Below are 12,466 nucleotides of genomic sequence, written 5' to 3' on the forward strand. Positions count from 1 at the left end.
ATTTTATTGCACTTCCAGCCCATCAATATATATTCCTTTAGCGTCTATGCCGCGAACAATAACACGGTAGGTTCCAGCATTGATCATTGACCCCGTAGTCGTATTCACGTAGTTCCATTTTCCTGCACGCGTAGCATCCAGCTGTAATGGTTCCGGTTTCTTCAATACCGCTCCATCTAAGGTCTGCAATTCCAGCGTTGCCGATTTCGACTGCTGAAGGGCATTGTGATACTTTAAAGTCAGGGAATAAATGTCGGCAACCCCTACTTTAATTTCAAACTCTACCGAACCATCATTATCGGTAAACTGCAAACGTTCCTGCTTCAGAAAATCGACCTTTGCCATTCCAGCAAAAGTAGTTGCGACATTTGCCTTATAGGTATCGGATTTTTTGAGATCGTAGGCAGGCTGCAAGCCGCTTTGCTCCTGAACGGCAAAAAGCTGTGCCTGTGCCGTTGGTGGATGATAAAGTTCATCGCCTTGTAGCACCTTCCGATATACATGAAACCGTTCTCCTTCATTGTTCAGCACGGAATCTCCGGTTAGCTCCATGCTATCTATCTTGTTTTTTGTAATGGCGTATACGTAAGCCGGCTTTTTAAACGACAGCTGTAGATTTTGGTCGTCGGATTGCACAAAATCAGCAGCGTACAAAAAGCTGGGCAAATAGTGGAAGGAGAGTTTTGCTTCCTGATCGTACACCTGCCCAATATCCATCCAAGTACCTAGATACGCCACTTTTCCTTTTTGAATGTAGTCTCGGGCTTTTATGACCTCCATTTTCGGTGCTGTAGCTTTGTTGATGCTGGACACCGCGATAGCCTGAATAATAGCCTGTCCCGATGCAACTTTTGGAAAACTGATCTCTAGCTTTCCATCCACTGCCTCCACGGTGTACACACGCTTCATAGCACGGTCATGCCCCACCTCCTTCCAGATATCGATATCTTTCGCTACCGTTTTACCATTGACTGCCACATCAAAAAGCCGCATCCCGGTAGCATTATCATTTGTTCCGGCACCAAGCCAAGGCTCGGCGAAATATAGTTCTACCCTATATTGACCGTCAAGCAGTTTAAAATGGTAGCGCAGTTGATCTAAACCGTAACGAAAAGTCTGAAACAAAGGCCAGTCTGCGGTGCCTTTTATCGGATCAAATGTACGACGCTGGCTGGCGAAGGTTGATGATATGCCATAGCTATCCGCCCAAGAAGTAGAACCAAAAGACGTAGTCTGTGCATATACCTGATCAGCCAGCCAACGCTGCCCAAAGCTATCTGTATATTCTGGACCGCCACAATTCACGCGGTAGAGATATTCCACAGCAGCGTCAGGCTTCAATAGTGACGAGCCGCGATCGATCAGTTTTTCAAAATTGGGACTCTGCGGCAAGTTCTGGAGAACGATAGTGTCACGCGCAACAACTTTCCCTCCGTTCTTCCCCGTTACATACAGCACATTGTATCGAACCGGAACTCCATTAAATTCAAATGGCTTGCCGAAACCCGGATTTTTCTGCGTGCCCAGCGACTCGCCGTCGACATCATTAAATAGCTCCACTTCCTCGCAATTTGAATAGATACGAATTCCATCTTTCAACCCTGGTTTCAGCCATCGATTGGGCCAAGTATGCGATGCAATATGCACCATCGGCCGAGAACTATCGCCATAGTGCGCTCTATACATATAGTAGGCGTCTGTAGGCTCGCCCCAAGGAGTTAACAGCCCCTTATAGTTGACAGGACCAATTTTGTCGATGTCGCGATAGCCTTCACCCCCCTGCACCCGGCCCGGATTATCATGGGAGTTCCAAAGCCAAAGGTAGTGGCCAATGCTTTCCTGTTTCACCGAATCGGCCAAGCGCAATTTGGTTTCCAAGATTTCAGTGAAGCGATCTTCGCTATATACCGAATGATTGGGCAGATAGGGAGCTTCGGTATGCAGCTCTAAAGTCCGCCAAGCGCCATACTCCCCCACCAAAAGCTGTTTTTTCAGGTCTTCGCCGTAGGTATGGTGATCGCCTCCGTAAGTACCGGTCCAGTTTTGTGGCACATCCCAATCGGTTCCATCGCCTCCATTACAGGTGGTTACCAAACGCTGCACAGAAGCAGTAGGGTCCAATTTGCGGATGATGTCCATGCACTCGCGCGCAAAATCTGCCGGTAGCGTACTTTCGTTTTCTATACCCCACAAGAAAACTGATGGACTGTTGCGTCGTTCTTTGACCCAATCGCGCAGAAGCTGCTTAAAATTTTCGCGAAATGCAGGTGTATCAAACCAAATATGTGCTGCCATCTGCGTCCATAGCAAGATACCATGCTCGTCCCAAAATTTCTGGTAACGTAGGTTATGCGGTTGGTGCGCATCTCGAAAAGAATTAAAACCCATGGCCTTCATGTCTTTTACCCTTGCCAATATTTCCGCCTCGCTGAAGGCATGGGAATTGCCCAACTTATGTTCATACTCTGCAATACCGTGTATAAAAACAGGCTTTCCGTTTACTAAAAGTTGGTTGCTCCCAAGCGGCTTAAGCCCTTTTGGCCAGCGCACCGTACGTATACCGTATGGCGTTCGCTCGCTATCCAAGAGGTTGTTTCCTTCCTGAAGTCTAGTCTCCACGGTGTACAGGTAAGCGTTTTGCGGCTCCCATAGCGTAGGATTGTCGACGGTCATTGCCGACAGGCGAATTTCTTTGGTCGTAGATGGAGCAATACGCACCTGATCGACGGAGCTGCCGACACGCTTGCCATGGACATCCAAGAGATAAGTGACCACTTTGATATTACGCTCGCGCGTGGATGTATTCTGGATTTCGATCTGCTGTTGTATAGTTGCTTTACTCGCATCAGCGGTCTCATCATTCCAATAGTGCACACCAAAGGGTGCGATGTTCAGTTCATTCTTAACAATTAAACTAACCGGGCGAAATATACCCATGGGCTGTGAACCTTCCGAGAAACCTCGCTCGGTAGAGCAGCCGCCATCCACCCAAGGTAGGTCTTGAATGCCCTCCGGATGATCAGCTCGTACCGCAACGATATTCTTTCTCCCATCTGTGTAAAGAGCCTTGGTAACGTCTAGCGTAAAAGTCGTTCGGCCTCCCGCGTGGTAACCTATACGCTGCCCATTCAACCAAACGGTGGCATAAGATCCGACCCCTTCAAAAAACAAATAGAAACGTTTACCTTTCTTCGAGTCCTTCCATGTAAATGATTTTCTATACCAAGCATATCCATGCAGATTGCCGTGCAATTGCCGACGATAACCGGCGTAGCTATCCCAATTGTGCGGTACATCAACACGCTTCCAGCCAGCCATTTCTTTATAATCGACCTTTTCAAATCCTTTATAGCGTAAGGTATCCTGTTCATCCATTGCCGTAAGCCATTCACTATCTAGTGATAGAGAGCGACGTAGCTCTTGCGCAACAACAACAGATAAAAAGCTCCAAAGCAAGCAAGAAACAACAACAAGCTTACGTATCATTACAACAGGTTAAGATCAGCATCAAAAGTATAGGTTTTATTCTTTTTCGTTTCCAATGTTATGGTCTTGCCACGGTATCGCAGTCTTAAAGGCTGGCCAGAATTGGATTTTACCGTCAGTGCTTGCAGTGTTTTTTCTTTCCATTGCATATCGATTTCAAAATTACCGCGAGCTTTAAAGCCCTGCACCTCCCCTTCGGAAAGCGCAGCAGGCAAGGCTGGCAAGATGTCTATATAGTGAACATGGCTCTGCAACAACATTTCTCCAATACCAGCTGCTCCACCAAAATTACCATCGATCTGGAACGGTGGATGCGCGTCAAAGAGATTGGGATATGAGCCTCCGGCTTTATCCGCCGGACGCAGTAACATTTTCACCATAGCATAGGTATGCTCGGCATCTTGGAGTCTTGCCCAAAAGTTGATTTTCCAAGCCAAGCTCCAGCCTGTACCGTCGTCGCCACGCATCTGCAACGATTTTCTTGCTGCCTCCATCATCCTTGGTGTATCGTCGGCATTAATCTCCCTACCGGGATGCAATCCCCACAGGTGCGATACATGGCGATGTTTATTTTCCGGATCATCCAGATCTTCCATCCACTCTTGCAATTGTCCATAACGACCAATTTGATTCGGCGCAATCTGCGGTAACAACTGCTGAATAGAATCGCGCAGCGGCTTATCTTTACCCAACAAATCCGACGATTGTAGAAATACAGAAAATAGCGCGCGAATAATCTGGTGATCCATCGTGGGACCTTTTACCAAGCCACCATTTTCCGGCGAGTTGGAAGGGCTACTCACCACCCATCCCGATTGGGGATCTTTCACGAGGACGTCTTTGAAAAAAAGCGTCGATCCCTTAATGATATCGTAATAATCGGCAATAAATTGCGGGTCTTGATTGTAGAGGTAATGCTCCCAAAGATGCGTGACCAACCAAGCGCCACCTGTAGGCCATATACCATGGTTGGCATTGTTGATAGGTGCGGTGCCGCGCCAAATATCCGTGTTGTGGTGCAACACCCAACCGCGTGCGCCATAATAGGCTTGCGCGGTCTCTTTACCCGACAAGGACAATTCACGGATCATGGCGAAGAGCGGCTGGTGAAGCTCGCTCAGATTGAGCATCTCCGTTGGCCAGTAATTCATTTCCAAATTGATATTGGTGGTGTATTTACTTCCCCAAGAAGGTTCCAGCAAGTGATTCCAGATGCCCTGCAGATTTGCCGGCTGGGTGCCCGCTCTGGACGCCGCAATCTGTAGGTAACGGCCATATTGAACATATAAGGCCACCAAAGCCGGATCTGGCGAAGTAACAAAACGTTTTAAGCGTTCATCGGTCGGTATACTATCCGCAGGCTGCCCGCCAAAATCTAGGGCAAATCGGTTGAATAAGGCTTTATAATCTCGTTCGTGACGCGACAGCAGTCGCTTGAACGATTTCTTTCGCACCTGCTTGTGCTTTTTTGTTAGTTTTTGAAGAAAGTTCGCATCGGTTTGTTGAGCATGCTTGAAATTAGTCCCTGCACTCAAGTAAAGGGTAGCCTGATTGGCTTGCTCAACTTCCAACCAACCATCTTTTTCGCGAATCGATCCTCCATCGAGTTTGATCGTCAAAAAGGATATGCCTTCTAGTACTCCATTCTTGACCTTGACCTGCATGCCCAATGTCTGTTTATCTACCTTCCAAATACGGTAGCCTGGATGCTTCGCGCTCATGCTGACAGAAAAAGAAAGTTGCTTCGGTTGATCAGCGCTTAAGGCAATGACAATCGCACGGTCTGGATAACTGGCCATATACGTCCGTTTGAAAGAAACTCCTCCTTGTGTATAACGAACTTCAGCAAGCCCTCGATCTAAAGAAAGGTTACGCTGGTAATTGGTGACATCCGCGGTAGGGAAACGAAACAATAGGGATCCAAAAGGCTGATAAGTCGCTTGATAACTCCCTACTTTAGGCACATCGGCATCCTGCACCCAATATTTCCACTGTCCGACAATGGAAATAAATTTCCCCTTCGCGCTGCGCAGACCAATTTCCTGCTTTGGATCCTTATAGCCCGATATCCCTCCTTTTCCGCTCAGGTTGATGACCTGAATGGCCAAGACATTGCTCCCTAATCGTAGCTGTTCTTTTGGGATGCGATATAGTCGCTTTTCTTGATCACCAGCGGTATGCCCCAGCAGCTGTCCATTGAAAAAGGTATAATCTTCTTCCCGCACTTTGTTCAAGTCCAACAGCCAATCGTCCTGTAGATCCTGCTCGTCGAGCTCGACTGTCTTACGAAACCAAACTGCACCATCCACGCCTTCCAGACCTATATCTTCCCAGCCTTCGTAGGCAGGCACCTGTATCGATTTCCACGCGTCATCAGCATAGAGGTAGCTTGCCGGACCATCCTGCTTACCCCTCTCTACCGCTACATGCGCCAACCAAGCGGCAGGATTTTCGGAAGCACTTTTGACTCCCATAAACTCCTTTTGGGCCAAGGCTTCCGCCTTTCGCTGTTGCCCGGTATCGAGCAGTTTACGGATACTATCTAAATATTGATGCGCGCCGGCCTTGTTATAATCTCGCGGTTCGCCCGTCCACAGCGTTTCCTCGTTAAATTGAACCTCTTCCTGCACAATACCTCCGTAAATCATGGCACCAAGCTGGCCGTTGCCGATAGGCAGTGCCTCTTCCCACCGTTGTGCAGGCTGCTTATACCACAAGCGCTGCTGCGCTTGTGTAAACAAGCCCCAACACAGAAAGATAAACCACAAGAATAACCGCATGGGAACCATCGCCTTTTATTTTTTTGCTTCTATATTATTGCTCATAACCGCAGCGCCTAAGTCGCCTGTAGCTATCTGTTTTACCTGACTAAAATTATTGCTATGCACAAAAACATCCGCATTTTGCTGCCCCACAAGCTCCAGAAAAACATTGGTACCAGCCATAGGATAATTTTGTTGAATATTTACGCCCTTTACATCCTCCAATAAGAGAAGTGGGCGATCAGCTAGGGGCGTAAAGTTTTGGATAGCCCGAACTTCGAGCAGTGCCACATTCTTTGCTTTGATAAAAGGTTCGCTAGCGACATCAACCTGTACATTATTGAAGGTTATCTTTTCCGCATTTTCTAGGGAGAAACCGGCCTTTGCCTGCATATTGATATTGTTGAAACTCACGTTTGTTATAGGCATTTCTGCCAAGCCTCGCAAAAGGCCTACCCGATTGGTAGAACCGGTCATATCGCTGATATAGATATTTTTAAACTGCGGTGTACGCTCACTGACGGGCTCTACTTCCGTTTTCGCATATTGCATGTCCATCACGATAGCTTGGTCGCGGATATTGCGCATCACAATATTGCTGACACGGATATTTTCGACGATACCACCACGTCCGCGTGCAGTTTTCAACCTAATCCCCCGATCGGTGCCATCGAAAACACAATTGGAAATAACAATGTTCTTCACGCCTCCCGACATCTCGCTGCCTATCACAACGCCTCCGTGCCCACGTAGCATCGTACAATTGGTGATGGTATAATTTTCCGCAGGGATATTCACCAATCTTCCCGAACGATCTTTACCCGATTTTATAGTGATACAGTCGTCGCCAACGCTGATGTGGCAATTGGCTATACGCACATTGCTGCACGATTCAGGGTTGATCCCGTCCGTATTCGGTGATGGCGGGTTGTCTATTGTGACTCCATCCACCGTCACGTTATCACAATACTGCGGATTGATGGTCCAAAAAGGTGAATTTTGAATCTTGATATCTTTGATCTGTATATTCTTACAATTCAAAAACTGGATGAACGGAGGGCGCAAAAAGCCTCGCTCTATCCAGCCCGGAAGATCTGGCGCCAATACATTTGGATTTAGCCGTTTAAACTCCTTTTGCCACTTACTATCTTCTGTCTGCTTCTTTACCTCGATTTCGGAGTAGCCCCACCACTTCTTCCCATGTCCGTCAATAATTCCACGGCCTACAATAGCGATATTCTCCAACCCATTTCCGTAGAACAAAGGCGAAAAGTTTGTTACTGCCGTACCTTCCCATCGCGACTCCACCATGGGCAAATAGTCATCAAAATTATCGCTGAAGTGTAGCTCGGCACCCGCATCGATAAATAGCGTGATGTTACTCTTAAAATGAATGGGACCGGTAATGTATTTCCCAGCAGGAAAATAGACCGTGCCACCGCCTTTTGCTGCCGCAGCGTCAATTGCTTTAGCGATTGCCTTAGTATTGGTGCCTGTACTATCATTTTTCCCACCATATTTCAGTACGTTGTAATACGACTGTGCCTTGCCGAACGGCATCAGCACAGCCACAAATACGAAGAGGGCAAAAATTCCTTTTTTCATCATTTCAATTTTACTTTTAGCGATTTTAATGTGTTTGATTTAGCAACTAGCTTGCCATCGGCATATACCCGGAACCCTTTTCCCTTTCCGTAGCGGTCTCCTTTTTTATCCCAAAAAATACTCACCGTTTTCTCTTTGTAAGCAATATCCTGCAAAGCGAAATAATCCCATTCCCCATCTGGAATAAGCGGCTTCAACATAAAACTATTGTCTAGCGCAGGCTTGAAACCAACTAAATCCTGAATAACTGCATCCGCAAAGGTGGAGTGGTTATAAAATTTGCTGCGCGGATGATCTCCTTTCAGCCACTCACCATTCTGCTCATCCTGATATTCGCCGATATAGGGCTTTCCGTTCATAACGTGCGCTTTTGCATACTGCTGTATTTCGTGGTAGAAGTCACTTTTGCTTAGGTTTCCTTTATGTTTTGCGGATGAAAGCACATTGGCCATAGCCCGCAGGGTCTGCGAGGTGGCGAATGGCCAGATGGCACCGTCCCATTCGCAACTATGTCCTGTACCACGCGTGCGGAAGGTAGGCTCCCGGCGCTCGGCCGTGGTATGTCCCCAAGGTGCTCTAAAACCAGCCGTATCGATCGCCTGATTCCAAGCGACCGCGTAGCTAGCCTTATCGGGAACAACCCCAAAATACCAAGGGATAAAGCCTATTGCTTCGCGTGCAGGATGCAGGCCATCTTTTTCTAATCGTGTCTTAAAGAATTGATCATCCTTGTCCCACAAGGAGTCCAGCAGCTGCTGCTGGATCAACTGCGCTTTTTTGGTATATTTTCCTTGTAGATCTTTACGGTTAGCCATAGCCGCTATACTAGCAATCGCCTTTGCATTGCCATACATATAACTATTTATTGTAGGGCGCATATTCTCCACTTTCCTACCGCCCGATACGGATTCTTCCATTCCATCTTTGACATCATGCTGCCAAAAAAGTCCATTAGGCAATTGCCGTTCCTTTTCCCAAACCGCATAATCTTTATCCAGCTCATCCAACCTTGACAGGAGGTAATCCTTATCTCCCGACACTTGGTAGTAGGCCAGCAGGGCATCGGCAAGCCAAGAGCTAAACTGATGGAAACGTGGCTTCGACTGCCCTTCATCAGCATGGTAGAACCAAAAATCCGTATACGCTTTCAGAAAGTCGCTATTTTTCAACCACCGACCTTCATAGAGGTGATGTCCCAAGGCGCAACTGATGGAATTATATTTACCGGCATGCTTCACGGGCTCGATAAACTCGGTAACAATCGTTCCCTCGGGCGTACTTTTTATATGTTTGCGAAAGGACCACCAACGGAAGTAATATATCTTTTCGATTGCTGCATCTGGACAGTCAAACAAGGGGATATTATCTTTCATCCAAGCGGCCGACGAATCATTGGAAACAAGGTTGATCACCGCTTCGTTATCATCCCGATTGAACTGCTCCACATAGCCCTCCAATTTGGCATCGAGATCCGTTTGCGCCCATCCTAAAAAGGGCATCAACCCCATTACTAGTACCAAAAACTTTATGCTCATCCTATCTCCGTCCTTACAACTTGATTTCACCATAATAACCAAATAAATCATCCATGTCATCTCCACGGTTGTCCACATCCGCATTGTAGGGATGCTGCAATTCCGTATCACTTACAAAACCCAAAATAATGGCTTCGCCTTTTGGGAGTTTCAACTCCTGCTTACCTGCCGCAAACGAATAGCTGTGCACATCGATCATCGGCATATATTGTATTCTTAACGCATTACTTACTTTGGTATCTACCTGCCCATGGTCGTTCGCCGTAGCGTCAATCTCCAAAACCGGCTTCGCTGCAAAAACCTTATCCGTGCTATTGAAGTAGCCAACGAGGACTTTCACCGGTGCTTTAGCTTCAAAGCGGAGGCTTGTACCCTCTTGTTTCTGTTTTCCGGCATCGATCATCACCGCTTGTAAACCTTCAAACTCTTCGGGCAGGTGCGTTACAACCAGTTCTTGGTCTGTATATAGGTTTACTCCTTTCTTTAAACGAACCAAACGGGTGCCCTCGGGAAGCTGCACGGAAGCGACTTCCAGCGGTTGCCGCTTTTGTTCCGCAGCTCCACCACTCTTGGAAAGGGAATCTATCGACTTCTTAAAGTTAGCGAGTTCTGCTTCATAAACAGGTAACATTTCCGTCCAATGTTTAAATGTGGCATCCACGCCTCGCATTGGAATTTTACGCTGCTTGGTTTGCATACTATTGGCATACAGATAGCTATCTGCGGTCAATTTAGCGAGCTGCCTATATGCCTCTACGCTACGTTCCAAATCGGGCAGCGCCAACTGGAGCGATTCCACATCTTTGGTATATTTAAACTGCAGCACCTGCACGGCGGCTTTGACCTTGTAACTATAGTGTCTGGCCAGAGCCTCATGGATGTAGATATCGTTCTTCAAGCGTTTGAGTTCTGCCTCTTGCGGACCAGCGACCTCCAAGGAAGCGATTCGCTTGACGGCTTTTTCGGCATGCTTGACGATCTCCTCGGCTACCAGTATCGGTGTCTCGCCGATGTGCGGCTCTCCCTTAAATTTCTTTTCCGCGTAATCGATGATCATCTCCCCTTCCGGCGCTTCCGATTCATATAGCAAGGTAAACAAGCCGTAACGATAGGGATTGATGAGTTGCGTCATCAACATCCCCAAGGAAGATGTCTGCCTGTTACCATCCGTGATCCCAAAGCGCCTTAATATTTTTGGCGATATCTCGCCTACTTCATTTAACGCATCCAATATGGCGGCAGCCTTCTGCTCGGTCGTTCCATACCGGTTGGCCAGCGTGGCTATCCAGTACGTGGAATCTTCATCCTTGTTTCGCGATGCTTGCCACGCGTAGCGTGCCCACGCTTTATACCACATCCAGTCTCTATCCACCTGCAGTAGACGTTCATCAACTTTATCTGCTGTATAGGGCCAGTCCCAATAGGAGGCTTGCGGATAGATATGTATTCCATTCGACAAATGCACTTCGTGCATAGCTTTGACAGACTGCTGAATAAAATCGGGGGCACTGTAACGAAATGGCTCTAGGTTAGCTAGAATATGTACGTTTTGAATATGCACTGTACCTATCTTTCCCAACTGCTGATGTAGTTCAGCCCATTTACCACGTGGCGTGTAGGTGGTCAATGCTTCACCGTTGTACTTGGCCATCGTGTACAGGTTTTGATAGATAGGTAGCGCCTCCTTCATCACGGCAGGAGCATCAGTGTCGTGTGCGCGTAAAATAACGGGCGGCTCGATGACACTGTTGATAGCCTGAAGACCGTCTTTCACGCCCGGTAAAATGGTTTTTGTAAACCAATTGATATCGTCTTGACCTACACCTTCCATCGCCTCGCCCAAGGTGATCAACAGACCAACATTTGGATATTTAGCCACGAAAGCTGCGATGGATTTGCGGGTATAGTCTTCTATCAGCGGCGTGATAACACGATTGCGTTCCTGCGTTTTCAGGCCATGCCGATCGGCAAATGGCTTGGGAAGGATGATATTGTAAAACATCTGTATAACCCATATGCCACGTTTGCTGGCCTCTGCGGTCAAAAATTGGTAGATTTCTTCATTTTTAGCGAAGGTCGCATCGTCAACCTCCAAGGCGTAAGGATAGTCTTTTAATTTAACCAACGAAGAAAAAGGGTGTCCATTCCACAGGTATAATGTGTTATATCGATTCTCAACGAGCATATCGAGATACTTTACCCAAAGATCTTTATCGTAGAACCAGGGAAAAAGCTCTTCGGTGTAGGGATACTCATACACATCTCTGCCCGGTAAATATTCCGTTTTCTGCATCCCTATACAGGTACCTCGGAGCACCATTTCTGGAGCGTCCAAGAGTGCTATATGTTGTTTTTCGTATGCCGCCTGATGCACCATTTCTTCACAGCCGTAGAGCAGCCCTGTCTCGTCGTTACCGACGATAACCAAAGGTGATCGGCTATCTTTCCGGTAAATAACAAAAGATTCTTTGGCCGTCAAGGAATCCAAAAGATTCCTTGGTATCCATCGATCCCATCCAAAAGAACCTTTAACACCCACCAAGACGTCGCTTTTCTTCAATTTAAGCCGCGAGTCAATTTTTTCTTTTTTTGTTTGCGCTCCCAAATGATTGATAAGCCGATCTAACGCAAATGTAAAGCGCTCATTGTTCGTTACCCCCTCTTGTTGATACAGCACCCTAATGGGCTGTGCCAAGGCGCTCGCCATACCGACAAGTAGACATAAAAACAATAACAAAGCGAACTTCCTACAAAGACGAAACATAAACTCTTATTAATACGACGTGTACAGAGAGGAGTTCTTACCAATTGGAATAGCTTGTTAGCGCCCGTTGAATCACGTCCAACGAATCCTCTCCTTCAATGGATCTTTCAAAAGAACGACTTTATTCTTGGTCTTTACTCTGTATAATTATCTACTTTTTACAACATGTTATCATCGCTGGTAAAAACAGCTAAAAAACGACCAATTTCCTTTCAAAAGACCCCTTTGAGCAGGCTTTTCACCCAACAAAAAACACATTAAAACCAGTAAATCCTTGCAATTATGTTATTTATTTTCCAACTTTAGCCCATTCT

Annotated in this window: 5 protein-coding genes; all 5 read right to left on the reverse strand. The window is 46.9% G+C overall.

Features of this window, described 5'->3' with window-relative positions:
• Window positions 1-3: 3 nt before the first annotated feature.
• From SCB77_RS09315 to SCB77_RS09335, 5 genes are read right to left on the reverse strand one after another with little or no spacing between them, the layout of a single operon-like run.
• Window positions 4-3,486 carry a malectin domain-containing carbohydrate-binding protein gene (locus SCB77_RS09315; protein ID WP_320186158.1) on the reverse strand — a complete coding sequence of 1,161 codons (3,483 nt, stop codon included), beginning with the start codon at window positions 3,484-3,486 and terminating at the stop codon, window positions 4-6.
• Window positions 3,486-6,266, reverse strand: coding sequence for a glycoside hydrolase family 95 protein (locus SCB77_RS09320; RefSeq protein ID WP_320186159.1), 2,781 nt, complete (start codon window positions 6,264-6,266; stop codon window positions 3,486-3,488). The genes SCB77_RS09315 and SCB77_RS09320 overlap by 1 nt, the downstream gene beginning before the upstream one ends.
• 15 nt (window positions 6,267-6,281) lie before the next feature.
• Complete coding sequence (locus SCB77_RS09325; protein WP_320186160.1) at window positions 6,282-7,856, reverse strand: glycoside hydrolase family 28 protein; 1,575 nt, start codon at window positions 7,854-7,856, stop codon at window positions 6,282-6,284.
• Window positions 7,853-9,388, reverse strand: coding sequence for an MGH1-like glycoside hydrolase domain-containing protein (locus SCB77_RS09330; protein WP_320186161.1), 1,536 nt, complete (start codon window positions 9,386-9,388; stop codon window positions 7,853-7,855). Before SCB77_RS09330 ends, SCB77_RS09325 begins: the two co-directional genes overlap by 4 nt.
• Window positions 9,389-9,401: 13 nt before the next feature.
• On the reverse strand, window positions 9,402-12,095 hold the full coding sequence (locus SCB77_RS09335) for an alpha-d-galacturonidase (RefSeq protein WP_320186162.1): 2,694 nt from the start codon (window positions 12,093-12,095) through the stop codon (window positions 9,402-9,404).
• Window positions 12,096-12,466: the final 371 nt, after the last annotated feature.

The sequence above is a fragment of the Sphingobacterium bambusae genome (assembly GCF_033955345.1).
GTDB lineage: Bacteria > Bacteroidota > Bacteroidia > Sphingobacteriales > Sphingobacteriaceae > Sphingobacterium > Sphingobacterium bambusae.

Coding starts and splice junctions, on each gene's coding strand:
- SCB77_RS09315 (WP_320186158.1), bottom strand. CDS start 3,486: ATGATACGTAAGCTTGTTGTTGTTTCTTGCTTGCTTTGGAGCTTTTTA.
- SCB77_RS09320 (WP_320186159.1), bottom strand. CDS start 6,266: ATGCGGTTATTCTTGTGGTTTATCTTTCTGTGTTGGGGCTTGTTTACA.
- SCB77_RS09325 (WP_320186160.1), bottom strand. CDS start 7,856: ATGATGAAAAAAGGAATTTTTGCCCTCTTCGTATTTGTGGCTGTGCTG.
- SCB77_RS09330 (WP_320186161.1), bottom strand. CDS start 9,388: ATGAGCATAAAGTTTTTGGTACTAGTAATGGGGTTGATGCCCTTTTTA.
- SCB77_RS09335 (WP_320186162.1), bottom strand. CDS start 12,095: ATGGCGAGCGCCTTGGCACAGCCCATTAGGGTGCTGTATCAACAAGAG.